Below are 17,357 nucleotides of genomic sequence, written 5' to 3' on the forward strand. Positions count from 1 at the left end.
AATCACACAGACGTAGCATGGTTATCTATGGAAATTATGTTATTTAAATAGGGGTATACCCCTCACTTTTGTGTTATATGATATGAGAAAAATAGGAGGTAACCCCTAGTAGCCGACTGATTATCAATTCCAGAAAATGGAATGAAAGGGAGGGATCTGGTCAGAGGGGGGTACTATTCACCCAAAAGTGGTATTTCTGAAAAAACTGACGCAAAGACAGGAGTGCTGACAAAAATACCCGGTGCACAAAGTTGCCCGTCGTGATATGTTGGTAAATTGTTAACATGAAGCAATACTATTTTCACCGGTGTTCCTTTTATGCATTCCGCTCCGTATATTGCTCCCCTTAAAGGAATTTAGAGATATGCAATTGGGACTTAAGCATTACCCTGTGCTGGCTGCCTCACTTCTACTGGCCGGCATGCAGGTAAACGGACAAGACAAAAAACCAACTTTTACTTCAGGAAAGGAGTTTAAGCCATCAGAATACGTAAATCCATACATCGGTACCGGTGGACATGGTCACGTGTTCCTGGGCGCGAGCGTACCTTTTGGTGCAGTACAGGTGGGACCTACCAACATTGTAAAGGGTTGGGACTGGTGTTCTGGTTATCATTATTCTGACAGTGTGGTGATTGGTTTCCCGCAGATGCACCTGAGTGGTACCGGTATCGGCGACCTGGGCGATGTGCTGATTATGCCCTATACCGGTAAGATCAGGACCAACCACGGTTCACAGGAGAATCCGACCAGCGGTTACGGATCCCACTATACACACGCGCATGAAACAGCTAAACCTGGTTATTACGCGGTGCAGCTGGAAGACTACAATATCAAAGTGGAACTGACTGCTTCTGAAAGGGTTGGTTTCCATAAATATACATTCCCGGCAGGCCAGGAAGGTCACATTATCATCGACCTGAAAGAAGGTATCGGCTGGGATGCGCCTGTAGAAACCTTCATCCAGAAGAAGGACGAGTATACCCTGGTAGGTTACCGTTATTCCAAAGGATGGGCGGAAGATCAGCGCCTGTGGTTTGCGATTAAGAGCAATGTACCTGTAAAGGACTTTGTAGTATTTGACGGTGACAAACAACTCTCTGGTACTGAAGGAAAAGGTAAGACCATCAAAGGTGTTATCAATTTTGACAAAGCGCCTGCAGAAGCAATGCTGAAAGTAGGTATTTCTCCTGTAAGCAGCGAGAATGCGCTGGCTAACATCAACAGTGAGATCCCTTCCTGGGATTTTGCAGGTACGGTGAAAACAGCTACCGGCAAATGGAACAAGGAATTGTCCAAGATCCAGCTGCAAACAAAAGATACTGCCAACAGAAGCATTTTCTATACAGCCATGTATCATACAATGATTGGTCCGGCACTGTTCAATGACCATGACCGTTCTTACCGGGGTACTGATAAAAAAGCATATCCTAATCCGGGTTTTGACAACTACACTGTTTTCTCCCTGTGGGATATCTACCGCTCATGTGCGCCACTGTATACCCTGACACAGCCAGAGAGAGTGAGCAGTTTTGTAAACTCTATGCTGACGATCTACAAACAGCAGGGTAAACTGCCTATCTGGCCACTGGTAGGTAGCGAAACGAACTGTATGGTGGGTTATCATGCGGTACCGGTTATTGCTGACGCTTACCTGAAAGGTTACAAAGGCTTTAATATCAATGAAGCGTTTGACGCCATGAAGGCTTCTGCTACCAGAGATGATCTGGGCATGAAGGATATCAAGGCAAAAGGATACATTCCTGCTGATAAAGAATACGAATCTGTATCCAAAGCGATGGAATATGCGATTGACGACTGGTGTATTGCTGCTGTAGCTAAAAAGCTGGGCCGCGCTGCTGATTTCGAATATTTTTCCAAACGTGCAGGTTATTATAAAAACTACTTCGACAGCACTATCAAGTTTGTGCGTCCAAGAATGGATGACGGTAGCTTCAAAACGCCGTACGATCCGTTCCATTCCATCCATGAGAAAGGTGACTTCACTGAAGGTAATGGCTGGCAGTACACCTGGCTGGTACCACAGGATGTGGAAGGTCTGATCAGCCTGATGGGTGGTGATGATGCTTTCACCAAAAAACTGGACAGTCTGTTTGTGGCAAGCGGCGACATGGGTGCAGAAGCATCTAATGATATTTCCGGTCTGATTGGTATGTATGCACATGGTAATGAGCCAAGCCATCACGTAACTTACATGTATGCTTATGCTGGTAACCAGTGGAAAACATCCGAGAAGGTAAGACAGGTGATGAGAGACTTCTATACTACCACTCCGGAAGGGCTGGCTGGTAACGAGGACGTAGGCGCGATGTCTTCCTGGTATGTACTGTCTTCTCTAGGCTTCTATCCTGTAAATCCTGCAAAAGGGATTTATGTGTTTGGTAGTCCGCTGTTTGAAAAAGCCAGTCTGAAAGTACAAGGTGGTAAAACTTTCAACGTTGAAACCGTCAACAACAGCGCTGAGAACATTTACATCCAGCAGATTACGCTGAATGGCAAGCCATACAAAAACAGCTATATCCGTCACGCGGATATCCAGAAAGGAGGTAACCTGAAGATCACCATGGGTAACAAGCCTAATTATGATTTCGGTAAAGCGGTGGCTAACCGTCCCGATTCAAAATACTAATCATACATTGATATGATACGAAGCCGGCTGTGATTTACAGCCGGCTTTTTTTGGGAAATTAGGAATTAAGAATTAAGAATTAAGAATTGGAATGCAGCGGAGATTTGCAGGGCCGCGGAGCGGGAACATTTGTGCCGGGGCTTTATCGGAAAATTGGGGATCAGGATCAGGGTGTTGAATTAACGGCGGTAGGAATAACCGATCTCTTTCTTAATCAATCGTTTACTTTTATTTTTCTATTATATGCCATAACAATTTGTTAGCAAATGCATTAACCGGTAATTAACAGTTTAAATGAACAGATGTGCGTAGCTTCATGCAATAGATTGCAAGACCTGTAGTTTGTATATTCCACGTGCGGAGCCATCTACCAATCATTGAACAGTAAGAAAGATGAGTGAAAATCATGAACACATATACCAGTTGTTATTGCAAAAGCGCAACGGTACAATCAATGAATCAGACGATCAGTATGTAACAGCATTAATCAGCGGCCACGAAGACGTCGAATTAATGTGGAGGGCCCTGAAGCATAGTTTCTCGCTGCCCGGTGAGGAAAAATTCTGGCAGCAGATCGATGTATCGAATGCCTGGAGTGCTGTCAGGGAAGAATTATCCGTAAAGAACACGAATATACGCAGTATCAGAAAGTGGCTGTTTGCGGCGGCTGTTGTAACCGTCGCCATGACGGGTATCAGTCTGATATGGAAGAATACTCGCCAGCAGCCATTTGAGGCGGCTGGTCCGGCGCCTGTCACTAAGCCCGCTGCGCCCAAGGGCGGTTTGCAGTTGCAGCTGGCCGGAGGAGAGACTATTGCCCTACCTTATAATCAGGCAGGACAGGATATCAAGGCCGGAGATGTGCAGCTGAGTGCCGGGGCCAAGAAATTACAGTATACCAGCGGTACGGGTATGGGTAGTGGCTATAATACGCTGACAGTTCCGCCTAAAATGGACTATAAACTGGTGCTTTCAGATGGCACGGAGGTATGGCTGAATGCTACTTCCCGTTTACGTTTTCCATTCAATTTTACAGGAGACAAACGTGAGGTCTACCTGGATGGGGAAGCGTATTTCCAGGTTACTAAAAATGATGCTAAACCATTTGTCGTACATACAGAGAATACGGATATTCAGGTACTGGGTACCAGTTTCAATGTCAATGCCTATAGTGATGGTCTGACCCGTACTTCACTGGTCAGCGGTGCCGTAATCAGCAGGGCTGAAGGCAAAGAAGTACAGCTGAAGCCTGGTCAGGAAGCCGTTTATAGCAGCGAAAAGGGCTATAAAGTGACTGATTTTGACGACAGTGAAGTGCTGGCCTGGATGAAAGGCGTGTATGTATTTCATAATACTTCCCTGTCAGAAATTGCCAGCGTCATTGAACGTTGGTATGGCGTCCAGGTAGTATTTGACAATAAGGAACTGGCCAGTAAGAAATTTACCGGTGGATTAGAGAAACTGCAACGTCTCGATTATTTCCTGGAAACCCTGGAACTGATCGGCGACATCCATCATACTTATGATGCGAATGGTGTATTACACCTGAAATAAGGGCTTTAGTGATTGCTTCTGCCGTTTATTTCCGCTTCTTCAAGATCTAATAATGCCTCTTGTTTACGGAGCACCTCATCATCATAGAGGTGCTCTTTTTTTAACCTGAATAATTCCTTTCGCTGTAAGGCAATCAGGTGTTTTTTAACCCCATGGAAACGTTCTATTTCCTGTAGTTCGGTATCATCACATTCCAGTGACGCCAGTTTGGTAGCAGAGAGCGAAATGCCGCTTTGTAACTGCTGTTGCAGGTTAGCTATCAGCTCATTTTCTTCGATATCTTTCTGATAAGCGTCTTGTAGCTGCTTGTGGGCGACTTTCATGAGTTGCAGTCTGATGCCTGTTTCTTGCTCTACTTCCGGCACTATATTGTCAATCTCCTTCACCTTCAGTAAGCGGGTGATCAGCGGCAGGAACAGCCCCTGGATGACCAGTGTGACGAAGATGACCACGAAGGTGATGAACAGGATCAGGTTACGATGGGGAAAGTTAGTGCCATTGTCCAGTGCCAGGGGAATGGACAGGGCAGAAGCCAGCGAAACTACGCCCCGCATACCGGCCAGTGCGATGACTAAAGGCGCTCTCCAGCCGGGGTGGTTTTCCTTCGTACGGATAGATTTGAAAAGCATACGGGGGATGTAGGTAGCGGGATACATCCAGAGGATACGAATCAAGATGGCCAATACACTAATGATCACCCCATAGTGGATCGCCTCACCGAGGGAATAGTCTCCGAGTCCTTCCACAATTTCCGGCAATTCCAGTCCGATCAGGATGAAAACAATTCCATTTAACACAAACGCGACCGTTTTCCAGACGCTGACTGCCTGCATACGGGTGTTGTAGTTAAATATCTCATGAGAGCGGAAGGAGAGGAATAATCCGCCGCTTACCACGGCCATTACACCGGAGAAATGGAAGGCTTCTGCGCCGATATACATAAAATAAGGCGCCATAAAGGTCATGGCCGTTGATATGCTTGGCGTGGTCGGAAACCAGCGGAGAATAGCGTAAAATACATGTCCGATGGCCAGTCCGGTGAGGATACCCATGATCGTTACCAGGAAGAAATCTGTGGCTGCCTGGTGTATGGAAAAGGTACCGGACACGATAGAGAGTAAAGCGAACCGGAATACGATCAGGCTCGATGCATCGTTTACCAGACTTTCTCCTTCCAGTATATATAATGCCCGTTTAGGCAGTTTGATATTCTTCAGGACGGCAGTGGCTGCGACCGCATCCGGAGGAGAAATAATTCCACCCAGGAGGAAACCCAGGCCCAGTGTAAAGCCAGGTATCATGGCGTTGGATACATAGGCAACGATACACGAAGTGAACAGTACCAGTCCGAATGCCAGCAGCGAAATAGGCCGTTTCCATTTCCAGAAGTTGTGCCATGACGTATACCAGGCCGCTTCAAATAGAAGCGGCGGCAGGAATAAAAGGAACACTAATTCGGGTTCCATTTTAATGCGTGGCACTCCTGGAAGGAATCCGATCACCAACCCTCCGAGCACTAAAAAAATCGGATAGGACACTTTGAGTCGCTGGCCGAGCATCATCAGCATGAAAACGACAAACAAAAGCGATAAAATCAACAACAGATTTTCGTAAATCATATATACCTGGCTTATAAGGGGAAACGCTTTCCCAGAGCCAAACTTAAGACAATATTTTGTATTGCTGTGTGAGGTTTTTTATGGCATATTTGATCAGCGAATTATGACCTGTCAGGTTTAATTTTTTCGAAATGTTGTGTCTGTGATTTTCGACGGTTTTGATACTGATGTTAAGCGATTGTGCGATTTCTTTTGTGCTCATGCCTTCAGCGATCATCTGCATGACCCTGAATTCTGTTTTGCTGAGTTTGTGATGGGCTTCCTGTGGTATAGCGGGCACAGAAATAATGGTAGTGTGTTTATCCCTTTGCTGTACATTAAAAATGGTAAAGCGTGTAAGCCTTGACTTGATACTCATCAGCAATTCTTTGCTTTTGAATGGTCTGGACAGGAAGTCGTCCGCGCCCAGGTTCATGCCCATGCGCATATCTTCTTTTCCTTCTTTACCGCTGATAAAGATAAAAGGAATATGTTGCAGGGAGGTATCATTCCGTAGTTCCATCAGGAAGTGAAATCCGCTGCTACCACGCAGTTTTACGCCACACACAACAATGTCGGGCTGGTACTGGCGGCAGATGTAAATACCTTCTTCAGCAGTGCTGGACGTATGTACGTCATAGTGATGCAGGGTTAATAACTGTTGAATCTTTCTTATTAAAGCAGCATCTTCTTCAATAACCAGTATTCTATAATTTGACTCTTTCATTGGCTATCTTAATTTGAGGCAGTTTGTTCGTCCCCGTTAGTCGTGTGTCCCTTATGATTACAGTTTGCCGAATATTCGCACGTAGTTTTTCCATTTAACGCATAACTGCTGCTAAAATTGGCAGGGGCAAAAAAATCTATCCACATAGTTATAGGTCCCTATAAAGTTTTTATGATCAAACAAGTCGTTTTAATGATCGGTGAACAATTCACTTCCCGTCGAGCCCGTAGCAATGTAATACCGGCCAGACAGGGTAACGTTTTAAACATGGTTTTTCAAGGAATGGTGGGCATTAACAGCCGGAAACAGCGGGCTGCACGTAAATATGCGTTAAATATTGGGGCCTTAATAGCCTGGTCCGCTGCACTTTCTGAAAATAAGTGTTTTCACCTAGAAACATGTGTGTCCTTACTCATTTTCTATATCAGGTGCCGAAATTTACGAAATCGACCGCAACAATTGTACATCTTTACGTAAGAATTACATAAATCATTTAGCATGAGGAGAGTTTGAAGTAGAATTTAATATCAATGTGCGCTAAATTTTATATGATTAATCGAGATATCTCACCTAATTATAATTCTGCCATATCCATATCCATAATAAAGCCACAAATGGTTTCGCAACCTGCGTATGCTGATTATGAGAATGTATACCAGACGAATGCGAAGATTTTTTAAACACAGGTTTTCATAGGATAGATAACTAAATTGCCGCTCATTCCTGAGCGGCATATTTATTTTTATTATTAATATTTATTAGCTTTAATCCCTACAGGTTTCGCCATTAGCGTGGTATAACCAGCCACTAAATCCATACTTAACTATCATAATTCCATGGAACAACAACAGAATTCCAACCGGAGGAGTTTTATCCGGAACGTTTCACTGGGTAGCCTGGCTGCCCTGAGCCTTCCTCAGATCGTGTCAGCAGCTGTCAATTCCAACGAAAGTGAAAGCCCGGCCCGTGCCAAAAAACTGACATTGAAAAAAGACGCCGTTATCCTCTTCCAGGGAGACTCCATTACAGATGCAGGACGTAAACGCGATAAAATGGATCCTAATGACCAGGGTGCACTGGGTAATGGCTATGCCTATCTGGCGGCAGCGACTCTGCTGACTGAATTCCCTGATAAAAACCTGAAAATTTATAACAAGGGTATCAGCGGTAATAAGGTGTACCAGCTGGCAGAAAGATGGGACGCTGATTGTCTGCAACTGAAGCCGGACGTTCTCAGCATTCTTATCGGTGTAAACGATTACTGGCATACGCTGACCGGTAACTATAGCGGTACCGTAAAGACGTACCGCGAAGACTTCATCAAACTGCTGGATCGTACCAAACAGGCACTGCCGGAAGTACAGCTGATCATTGGTGAGCCGTTTGCCGTAAATGGTGTGAAAGCGGTTGATGATAAATGGTTCCCTACGTTTAATGAATATCGTGTTGCCGCGAAAGAGATCGCTAACCAGTTTGGAGCTGTGTTTCTGCCTTACCAGACGATCTTCGATAAAGCGCAGCAACATGCGCCGGGTTCCTACTGGACAGGGGATGGCGTACATCCGGCTATTCCCGGAGCGGGCCTGATGGCGGCCGCCTGGGTGGAGATGGTGAAGAAAAATTAGGAATTAGGAATTAAGAATTAAGAATTGAATGCAGCGAAGATTTGTGATGATGGGAAAGGGAGACAGTTTGCTGACATATTTTATTGATTGATTCCAACTTATAAACGAAAGGCGTCTCGCTGATAGCGGACGCCTTTTTCGTTTTGGCTGGTATGTAGTCCAGCTGTCATTGTTAATTGCAACACTGTTCTTGTCTATTGTATTTAATTCCTAACTAATGGTTCATAATTTCTGACTCCTATTACCAGTTATCGGTTCTTTGCTCTTAACTCTTACCTCTTAACTCCTAATTCTTAATTCTTAATTCTTAATCTAGGCTTATTGGTTAGCTGTTTTAGGTGGCATAAGTTTGTATACCACCGGTGTCACAATCCTCGACAGGAGGGTAGAACTGATCAGTCCTCCGATCAATACAATGGCCAAAGGAGCTATCAATGGATTGGTGGAGACTGCTATCGGCATCAGACCACCGATGGCGGTCAGGGATGTGAGCACAATCGGGAGGAAGCGGATCTCACCCGCTTCTCTGATTGCGTCTTCCAGCGATTTACCTTCTTCTCTCAACTGGTTTGTAAAGTCTACCAGGAGGATTGTATTCTTTACCTCAATTCCCGCAAGGGCAATCATACCAATAATTGCTACGAATGACAGGGAATTGCCGGTTACCCATAAAGCAACGGCCGCGCCTACTACACCCAGCGGAATAACAGATAATACGATCAGGGTACTTTTGAAAGTTTTAAACTCCAGTACCAGTACCGCTACGAAGAGGAAAATGGTCACTATAATGATGCTGAGGAAACCGCCGAATGAATCCTGACGGGCTTCTACCTCGCCACCCATTTCATAGCTGTAACCAGCTGGCAGGTGGATGGAGTTCATCTTTTCGATGGTGCTACTGATAACACGGTCTGCCAGGAAACCTTCCTGTAAAGAAGCGGTCACAGATACCACGCGTCTTTTTTCCTGATGATTGATATGCAGGGGGGACGCCTCCATTTTCAGACCTGCTACCTGTGACAACGGATAAGGTTTGTCATCCTGGTTGTTTACATAGAGGTTGTTGAAGACTTCCATGGTCGGGCGGCCATCTTTATTACGTGTCAGCAGGACGTCGTAATCATTATCGTTCTTGTCGGCATAATGACCGAGGTTAAGTCCTGCAACTGCCAGACGTACCGTACGGTCAATATTCACACTTGGAATGCCCAGTAATTGCGCTTTCTCTTTATCGATATCTACACGTATATCTGTTTTCAGCAGTTTTACCGGATTGTTTACATAGATAGCGCCTGGCACTTTCTGCAGCATGATCTCTACCTGGGCGGCCAGACTGCGGAGGGTATCCAGGTTGTCTCCGAACAAACGTACTTCTACAGGTGCCGGCGCCGGTGGTCCCTGTTCGAAGTTGATCACTTCTACTTTTGCACCGGGATATGGCGTCCAGCGTTTACGCAGTCTGTCGATCAGTTTCAGCTTTTTATCAGGTGCGGTGTGTTCGTCCAGCTGTACGAAGATCTGTGCGTAGTCGGTACGTTCGTGTTCCTGTATGACGTTATAGTAAACACGTGGGTTACCTTTACCTACGTTAGAGGCGAAGTATTGAATCGCTTTTTCATTCTTCAGTTCCTGTTCTACCTGTCTGGCGATACTTTTTGTGTATTCGAGACTGGATTGCGGCGGTGTGGTGATGTTGATCAGGAACTGTGGTTTTTCTGAAGCCGGGAAGAGGCTGAAACCTACAATCTGGAAGATAAACATGGATGCGCCAAAGATCAGTACGGTCACGACAATAGTGATCACGGGTCTGTTCAGAGCTTTATCCAGTAAGCGGGAGTAACTGCCGTGGATGAGTTTCTTCAGCGTACGCATGAAGATGTTACCATCCGGGTGACCGGTGTGTTCTGACAGCAATTTGCTGGACAGGAACGGAATGATGGTGAGTGATACGAGCATAGAGGCAAATACGCTCAGGATAACGGCCATGGGTAAACCACGTATAAAGTCACCAGCGCCTTCCGGGAGGAATACCAGTGGCATAAAGGCAATCATGAGTGCGGCTGTACAACCGACTACGGCCTGTCCGATCTGTTTGGTAGCTTTTAAGGTAGCTTCCATTTTTGTATGCCCTTCGAGTATCCAGCGTTCGATGTTTTCCACGACTACGATACTATCATCCACAAGCAAACCGAGGGCTACTACCAGTCCGACGATACTCAACTGATTCAGGTTATACCCGAATACGTTCAGTAATACCACACCGATAGCGAGGGACAGGGGAATAGAGATCATCACAATCAATGCAGGACGGAAACCCAGTGGGAGCAATGTAATCGCTACCAGGAGGATTGCAATGATGAAGTCTTTTCCGAGTCCGCCGAGACGTCTGTTTACCGCATCTGCCTGATCGAAATGCTGTATCATATCGATATTGGAAGGAAGGGTTTTCTTGAAAGCGGTCAGTACGGGTGCGTATAATTTCTTCGTCTGCGTGATATTTTCGCCTTCTTTCTGTGCAGCTACTACGAAGGCACAACGGCGGCCGTTCAATCTTGTTTCGTATTGTTCATCGGCGAAGCCGTAATAGATATTGGAAACGTCTCTCAGGAAGATGTTCTTTCCCTTGCTGTTGAATACAACGGTGTTTTTGATTTCTTCCAGTTGCTGATAACTGCCACTGCTTTTGATGTTATAGCTACGGTTGCCGGCGTCTACGCTACCGCCGGGGATGTTGGCCATTTCATTCTGGATGCTGGAGATCACTTTATTAACCGGCAATCCGAGTTGGGCGATCTTTTCCAGGTTCAGTTCTATTTTTACCTGTCTGTTGGGAATACCGTGGATCTCTACGTTCTTCAGCGCTTTTATATTCTCCAGGTCGTCCTGCAGTTTTTCGGCGTAGTACTGGATTTTGTCTTTGGGAGCAGTTTCCGATACGAGGGCGATCTGCATGATGTTTACATCACTGGGTTGTAAACGTTGTACGTCGATATTGATATTATCGGGTAGTTCACCGCGTTTACCATTTACGACGCGCAGTACTTCCTGGTATTTATCGTCTACGTTACTGTTGTATTTATATTCTACGCGGATAACGGCCAGACCGTCGCCGATATTGGTACGTACACGTTTGATGTTTTCCTGGGAGGAGAGTTCTTTTTCCAGCGGGTCTACCACCAGGTCTTCCATGTCTTTCGGACTGGTACCAGGGTATACCACCACTACGCTGAATATGGGAGATTTTACCTCCGGATCCTCTGAGCGGGGCATGGATAGGATGGTCGTCAGACCTAATACAATAATCATGATAAAGATGACCAGTGTAAACTGGTAGTTCTTTACCGCGTATGAAGAAATTTTCATGATTCGGTGAGTTTAAAGGAGTGCGTGTTCGGGAGCTGCATTATTTAACGTTGATGGAGCTGCCTTCGGTGAGGTAAGCGCTACCGGAAATGATGAGTGCAGCTGCTTGCTGAAGGCCATCGCTGATAATTACTTTATCTGCTTCCATGCCCGAGATGGTTACGGGTACTCTATGCACGGTTTTATTATCGTTTGTGATGAAGACAAATCCTTTGTTACCGTCGCCTTCCAGTAAGGCGTCATAAGGAATGGCCCATGGACCATTGGCGGAGGTGGCGGTTACGGTTACAGGAGTGATGACTGCTTTACCGAACATGCCGAATGCGATTGCGGAAGGTTTTTCTCCCGTCAGTTTGATATCTGCAGTAAAGGAACCGCTCTGTGGCTGTATACCTTCAGATTTACGGGATACGCTGCCCTGAAAGGTTTTGCCGGGAACAGCTTCTACTTCTACATTGGCTCTGTCCTGCATACTGATGGCTGCCCATTCTTTGTTGCTTACGTTTACACGCAGGAGCCAGTTGCCGGATTGTGCGCCGTTGGTTTCCAGTACGGGAGTACCTGGTTGTACGAGTTGTCCTTCGCTGGCGAGTTTACGGAGTACGTAACCGCTGGCGGTAGCGGTGATCTGTGAGTGCGTACGATTGAACTGTGCTGTTTTAACCTGTTCACCGGCTATATCCAGCGCGGTTTTGGCGTTTTGTAGCTGTTCCAGTGTGGCTACACTATCCTTGTATAAATTATCTACACGTTTGTAGTCACGTTGTGCTTTTTCGAAGCCCAGTTGTGCCTGTTGCACCTGTGCGTTGATCTCTACCGGATTCAGGACAGCGAGTACCTGGCCTTGTTTTACGGCGTCGCCTTCTTTTACCAGGATGCGTTGGATGATACCGCCGGTTTTGAAAGAGAGCAGTACTTCGTCATCTGTGGTAAACTGTCCGGATACGGAGATGGCGGGATGTGCATTCAGCTGGCCATTGAGCGGCAGCAGTTTTACCGGGATATCGGCGGATTTATTATCGTTTTTATTTTCAGCAGCACTGGGCGCTCCGCAGGATATTACCAGGCAGGAAAAAGAGGCCAGCAGTGAGAAGGTGAGCATATTTTTCATGTTGAATATTTTTAAGGAGGATGTTTTAAAGTTTATAGGAAGCTTGTGCGCGTTCGATATCTGCGAGCGCTGTTTGTACTGCTGCGAAGGCCACGGAAAGTTGCAGACGCGCGTTGGTCAGCTGGTTCTGGGCATCCAGCAATTCTATATAGAGCAGCTGTCCTGCTTTATAGACCTTGGACTGGTCATTGTAATATTTTTCGGAGAGTTGTAATTGTTCGTGTGCGCTGTTAAAATTGGCTACAGCGGTGTGGTAATTGTTTTCTGCCGTCTGTTGTTCCAGCTGGAAGGAGAGACTGGCTTCATTGTAAGCCGCCTGGATGTTGCTTACATCGATCGCTGCCTGTTGTGCTTTGTATTTGCGTTGTCCGGCAGCAAAGAGGTCCCATTGCAGGTTTACGCCCCACATGTAATACCTGGACTGACTGTTTACTTTGAAGTTGAAGTCCTGTGAACCGAGATCCAGGAAGGTGCTGAGTTTCGGTACGAGATAAGACTTTGACTGGCGATAGGTAAGGTCTGCTATTTTTTGTTGCCGGGAGAGTTGTTGTAATTCTTCCCTGACATTGGAGGTACCGGTGGGTGCGGAGGAGATTTCCTGCGACAGGAAGATGGTACTGTCGAGTATGATGCCTGATTTCAGGTCTCTGTTCAGCAGGAAGTTAAAGTAGGCTCCGGCGTTCCGTTTTTTGTTTTCTGCTTCTGTGATGGAGGCTTCAATACGCTGCAATTCTGCTTTGGCGCGGGTAAGGGCGGTGCTATTGGTTACACCATTGGTCAGGAAGCTGGTGTTCACCCGGATATTCTCCTGCACCTGTGAGCGTGCGGTATTGTAGATGTCCACTGCTTTCCCGGCCTGGTAGTATTGATAGTAAGCTGTTTTAATGTCTCTGACGAGCCGGCGTTTATAGACGTTTACACCTGCCTGCTGGAGACTGATATTTTCGCGGCGGATCTTTTGTGCGTACCATATTTCGGTATTGACCAGCGGGAGGGTCGTGCGAAGGTGTACGTCATAAAAGTTGTCCGGGTTGAGTAGTATGGACTGATTTTCCAGCTGTGGGAATTTGGAGGAGTTGGTTAGCTGGTTCAGGGCGCTATAAGCCGGGTTGAGCAGGTCGCCAATCGGAATATCAATGGTACGGCCGCCGCCTGCTTTTGTATAGTTGCCGGTGAGTCCTACCTGTGGGTAGAACAGGCTTTTGGCCTCCTGTAATGCGTAAAGTGATTTATCCAGCTGGAAATGCTGCTGTTTCAGCCCCTGATTCTGTGCAAAAGCGCTCTGAATATAGTCATCCAGCACCTTGCTCTGCGCAGATCCTTGCTGCGCGGACGTCCACATAATAGCCATTAGTATTATGAACGTTTTTCTTTTCATGATGGCAGTTGACATAATGAACACTGTTTAGTAATAAAGGATAAAAAAAGACACCACGGGTGTCAGTTGAAAATGTGAATGATTTCGACGCGTCAGGTAGTATGACGATTGAGACGCGGGAATATTGTATGAAAAGCGGATAGCGTCAAAAAAAATGACGCTATCGTCTTATTTCCTGATGAGTCGGAGGTATTCGTCTACGGTACTGGTGATCAATGCCCGTTGTTCTTCTTCAGTCAGTTGCATTACTTTGATGCGTTGTCTGACGAAGAGGGAAATGAGTCCGTGTCCTAATGCCCAGATGGACAGTGATGCCACGCCGGGATCGGTGAAGCGTAGCTGATGCATACAAGGTGTTACTGTCTTTAAGAGGAAGTCAAATGACTCATCACAATTGGGCCAGTCTTCGCTGACTGCTTTCATGGGTGAGCGGAGTATAAACATCAGGTCATAGAGGTCCGGATGTTCAAAGCCGAATTTTACGTAGGAGTGGAGCAATTGTTCCAGCTTTTCCAACGGATCGGTGGAGGTGGCTTCTTTTTCGAAGGCTTTGTATAATTCTCCAAAGGCTTCTCCCTGTACTTCGTACAACAGTTCGTCCTTGTCTTTATAATAGAGGTAAATGGTGGCAGGGCTATATTCTATCTTTTCAGCTATGTTCCTGATAGAGGTCTTTTCATATCCATCATGGATGAACATGTCCATCGCGGTGCCGATGATCAGTTTACGCATCTCCTGCTTTTCCCTTTCCTTACGATCACTAATACCCATGTTAATATCTTTACGATGCAAACTTACTAAACACTGTTTAGAAAATAAAATATTTTCAATAGTTTTACGTCACTATCTTATAAAACAAAGACGCCTTTATGAGCAGCACAGCATCAAACGTATCAGAATCAGGGATTTATACAATTTTAGGAGCCGGTGGAATTATCGCGAAGGAGTTAACATCCGTATTGTTAGAAAATGGGAAGCAGGTACGCCTGGTGAGCCGAAAGGTACAGGCGGTAGACGGAGCAAGTGTGATGGCGGCTGATATAACAGATCCGTTACAGACCCGGAGAGCTATCAGTGGTTCTTCTGTCGTTTTTTTAGTGGTGGGTCTTACCTATAACCATAAACTATGGCAGGAGGCCTGGCCGAAGATCATCCAGAATGTGATCCATGCGTGTAGTGAGGGGGGCATTCCACTGATCTTTTTTGACAATGTATATATGTATGGATTGGTAGATGGAAAGATGACGGAGGACACGCCTTTCAATCCGCGTAGTAAAAAAGGGGAGGTGAGGGCATTGATTGCGGGGAAGATCATGGATAGGGTAAAAGAAGGAAGGCTGACGGCAACGATTGCCAGGGCGGCAGATTTCTATGGACCGGGTGCAGATACTACCGGTATTCTCAATATGATGGTGATAGATAAGCTGGCGAAAGGTCAGACAGCGAACTGGCTGGGGAATGATCATGTAACACATAGTTACACGTATACACCTGATGCAGGTAAGGCGTTGTATCTGCTGGCGTCAGATCCTTCGACGTATAACCAGGTATGGCATCTGCCGACGAAGAACCCTGCACCTAACGGGAAGGAATATGTGGAAATGGTTGCAGCAGCATTACATACGAAGCCGAAGTATATGAAGCTGGGTACCTTTATGATCAAGCTGGCAGGCTTTTTCAATACTACGATTGCGGAGTTGCATGAGATGATGTATCAGACAACACATCCTTACATTTTCGATAGTACGAAGTTTGAAAAGCATTTTAATTTCACGCCTACTTCTTACGAAGATGGTATAGCGGCAATTGTAAAAAAGACCAAAGCTTAGAAAAATAAATTTGGAGATATAAGATATCCATCTATATCTTTGCATCAGTTCTTTAAGATTCTTATCAAGAAAGGCAGAGGGAAATGGCCCTGTGAAGCCTTAGCAACCATCCGGAACCACCAAACCGGAAAGGTGCTACATCCAGCCCGCATAGCGGGAAAGATAAGTCAGTAGGTTTGATCGATATTTTAATCAAAATATATTCAACTCACCTGGCTACCAGGTGAGTTTTTTTATTTTAAGACCTTCCTGTTTTCTATCTGTCATCTCTGATAAGTTCCTGCCGAGGACCTGTTTAATCAACAATTTTCATCAAACTCAAAAACACAAGAGATGAGCACAATCACACAACTGATCCATTCCATTCCCGTAGATCCTCAGACCGGCGCTATCGCAGTACCTATTTACCAGACATCCACCTTTGTGCAGGAGGCACCCGGCGTCAACAAAGGTTATGATTATGCCCGTACGAACAATCCAACCCGTGAAACCCTTGAAAAGATTGTAGCTCAGCTGGAAGACGGCGCTACCGGGATTGCGTTTTCAAGCGGTCTGGCGGCTATTGACGCCATTCTGAAACTGTTGCAATACGGAGATGAAATTGTGGCCGTGGATGACATTTATGGAGGCGCATTCCGGTTATTCAATAAGGTGTATCAGAAGTTCGGCATTAAGGTGACTTATGTAGATACTTCTGATGTGCAGGCGGTATTCAATGCGATCACGCCAAAGACAAAACTGATATGGCTGGAAACCCCGACCAATCCGACTTTAAAGATATCTGACATCGCTGCTATCGCGAAGATTGCAGCTGCAAATAAATGCCTGTTCTGCGTGGACAATACCTTTGCTTCACCGGTATTACAACAGCCCTTGAATCTGGGTGCAGACATTGTTATTCATAGTGCAACCAAATACCTTGGCGGACACAGTGATCTGATTGCCGGTGTAGTTGTAACAAGGACACCTGAACTGGGCGCGGAGATTAAGTTTTATCAGAATGCCTGTGGCGCGATCCTTTCTCCTTTTGACAGTTTTCTGTTGATTCGTGGGATAGAGACACTGCATCTGCGTGTAAGACAGCATTGCAGTAATGCGCAGGTTATTGCAGAGTATCTGGCGGCGCATCCGCTGGTAGATAAGGTATTCTATCCGGGTCTGAAAACACATCCCGGACATGAAATTGCGAAGCGCCAATCCAAGGGCTTTGGCGGTATTGTTTCGTTTACCCTGAAAGATGATACCCAGGCAGCGGCACTGGCATTTGTGACCAGCACACAGTATTTCAAGCTGGCGGAGAGCCTTGGAGGTATTAAAAGTTTGTTATGTCATCCTGCGGGTATGACCCATAAATCTATCCCTGATGAGACCCGTAGAGCCGCCGGGGTAGCGGATAGTCTGATCCGTTTGTCCGTCGGACTGGAGGAGCCGGCCGATCTCCTTTCAGACCTTGATCTTGCCTTTCATAAAATTCAGCAGGCGACCGGGTCTGTTTTAAGTTTATAGTTTCGTAGTTTGCAGT

General features: G+C 46.0%; 11 protein-coding genes and 1 riboswitch. Of the genes, 5 read left to right on the forward strand and 6 right to left on the reverse strand.

Features of this window, described 5'->3' with window-relative positions; translation table 11 throughout:
• Positions 1–364 precede the first annotated feature (364 nt).
• Both CPIN_RS19750 and CPIN_RS36835 read left to right on the forward strand, forming a co-directional pair.
• Positions 365–2,650, forward strand: a complete 2,286-nt coding sequence (locus tag CPIN_RS19750) for a GH92 family glycosyl hydrolase (RefSeq protein ID WP_012791610.1) — start codon at positions 365–367, stop codon at positions 2,648–2,650.
• Between the two features lie 393 nt (positions 2,651–3,043).
• Entirely contained in the window at positions 3,044–4,204 is a 1,161-nt protein-coding gene (locus CPIN_RS36835) for a FecR family protein (protein WP_012791611.1), read from the forward strand.
• Between the two features lie 5 nt (positions 4,205–4,209).
• Here the strand turns inward: CPIN_RS36835 and CPIN_RS19760 are convergent, their stop codons facing one another.
• The gene (locus CPIN_RS19760) at positions 4,210–5,823 is read right to left on the reverse strand and encodes a Na+/H+ antiporter (RefSeq protein WP_012791612.1); all 1,614 of its coding nucleotides are present in this window, start codon (positions 5,821–5,823) and stop codon (positions 4,210–4,212) included.
• A gap of 43 nt (positions 5,824–5,866) precedes the next feature.
• On the reverse strand, positions 5,867–6,529 hold the full coding sequence (locus CPIN_RS19765; RefSeq protein ID WP_012791613.1) for a response regulator transcription factor: 663 nt from the start codon (positions 6,527–6,529) through the stop codon (positions 5,867–5,869).
• 836 nt (positions 6,530–7,365) lie between these two features.
• Between CPIN_RS19765 and CPIN_RS19775 the strand changes: the two genes are divergently transcribed.
• Positions 7,366–8,154, forward strand: a complete 789-nt coding sequence (locus CPIN_RS19775; protein WP_012791614.1) for an SGNH/GDSL hydrolase family protein — start codon at positions 7,366–7,368, stop codon at positions 8,152–8,154.
• 318 nt (positions 8,155–8,472) lie between these two features.
• On the opposite strand, the gene CPIN_RS19780 is transcribed toward CPIN_RS19775, so the two are convergent.
• The 4 genes from CPIN_RS19780 to CPIN_RS19795 all read right to left on the reverse strand — a co-directional run bounded on the left by CPIN_RS19780 (position 8,473) and on the right by CPIN_RS19795 (position 14,777).
• Positions 8,473–11,517 (reverse strand): efflux RND transporter permease subunit, encoded by a 3,045-nt coding sequence (locus CPIN_RS19780; protein WP_012791615.1) that lies wholly within the window; start codon positions 11,515–11,517, stop codon positions 8,473–8,475.
• Positions 11,518–11,557: 40 nt separating this feature from the next.
• On the reverse strand, positions 11,558–12,628 hold the full coding sequence (locus CPIN_RS19785) for an efflux RND transporter periplasmic adaptor subunit (protein ID WP_012791616.1): 1,071 nt from the start codon (positions 12,626–12,628) through the stop codon (positions 11,558–11,560).
• A gap of 25 nt (positions 12,629–12,653) precedes the next feature.
• Positions 12,654–14,006 carry a TolC family protein gene (locus CPIN_RS19790; RefSeq protein WP_044222029.1) on the reverse strand — a complete coding sequence of 451 codons (1,353 nt, stop codon included), beginning with the start codon at positions 14,004–14,006 and terminating at the stop codon, positions 12,654–12,656.
• 168 nt (positions 14,007–14,174) lie between these two features.
• Positions 14,175–14,777, reverse strand: coding sequence for a TetR/AcrR family transcriptional regulator (locus CPIN_RS19795; RefSeq protein ID WP_012791618.1), 603 nt, complete (start codon positions 14,775–14,777; stop codon positions 14,175–14,177).
• Positions 14,778–14,875: 98 nt separating this feature from the next.
• On the opposite strand from CPIN_RS19795, the gene CPIN_RS19800 reads away from it, so the two are divergent.
• On the forward strand, positions 14,876–15,835 hold the full coding sequence (locus CPIN_RS19800; RefSeq protein ID WP_012791619.1) for an NAD-dependent epimerase/dehydratase family protein: 960 nt from the start codon (positions 14,876–14,878) through the stop codon (positions 15,833–15,835).
• A gap of 58 nt (positions 15,836–15,893) precedes the next feature.
• Positions 15,894–16,004, forward strand: a riboswitch (SAM riboswitch).
• 164 nt (positions 16,005–16,168) lie between these two features.
• Positions 16,169–17,341, forward strand: coding sequence for a trans-sulfuration enzyme family protein (locus CPIN_RS19805; RefSeq protein ID WP_012791620.1), 1,173 nt, complete (start codon positions 16,169–16,171; stop codon positions 17,339–17,341).
• Positions 17,342–17,357: the final 16 nt, after the last annotated feature.

The organism is Chitinophaga pinensis DSM 2588 (assembly GCF_000024005.1).
GTDB classification, from domain to species: Bacteria; Bacteroidota; Bacteroidia; order Chitinophagales; family Chitinophagaceae; genus Chitinophaga; species Chitinophaga pinensis.

Bases quoted from the DNA above. Each gene is read 5' to 3' on its own strand.
- CPIN_RS19750 (WP_012791610.1), top strand. From the start codon at position 365: ATGCAATTGGGACTTAAGCATTACCCTGTGCTGGCTGCCTCACTTCTA.
- CPIN_RS36835 (WP_012791611.1), top strand. From the start codon at position 3,044: ATGAGTGAAAATCATGAACACATATACCAGTTGTTATTGCAAAAGCGC.
- CPIN_RS19760 (WP_012791612.1), bottom strand. From the start codon at position 5,823: ATGATTTACGAAAATCTGTTGTTGATTTTATCGCTTTTGTTTGTCGTT.
- CPIN_RS19765 (WP_012791613.1), bottom strand. From the start codon at position 6,529: ATGAAAGAGTCAAATTATAGAATACTGGTTATTGAAGAAGATGCTGCT.
- CPIN_RS19775 (WP_012791614.1), top strand. From the start codon at position 7,366: ATGGAACAACAACAGAATTCCAACCGGAGGAGTTTTATCCGGAACGTT.
- CPIN_RS19780 (WP_012791615.1), bottom strand. From the start codon at position 11,517: ATGAAAATTTCTTCATACGCGGTAAAGAACTACCAGTTTACACTGGTC.
- CPIN_RS19785 (WP_012791616.1), bottom strand. From the start codon at position 12,628: ATGAAAAATATGCTCACCTTCTCACTGCTGGCCTCTTTTTCCTGCCTG.
- CPIN_RS19790 (WP_044222029.1), bottom strand. From the start codon at position 14,006: ATGAAAAGAAAAACGTTCATAATACTAATGGCTATTATGTGGACGTCC.
- CPIN_RS19795 (WP_012791618.1), bottom strand. From the start codon at position 14,777: ATGGGTATTAGTGATCGTAAGGAAAGGGAAAAGCAGGAGATGCGTAAA.
- CPIN_RS19800 (WP_012791619.1), top strand. From the start codon at position 14,876: ATGAGCAGCACAGCATCAAACGTATCAGAATCAGGGATTTATACAATT.
- CPIN_RS19805 (WP_012791620.1), top strand. From the start codon at position 16,169: ATGAGCACAATCACACAACTGATCCATTCCATTCCCGTAGATCCTCAG.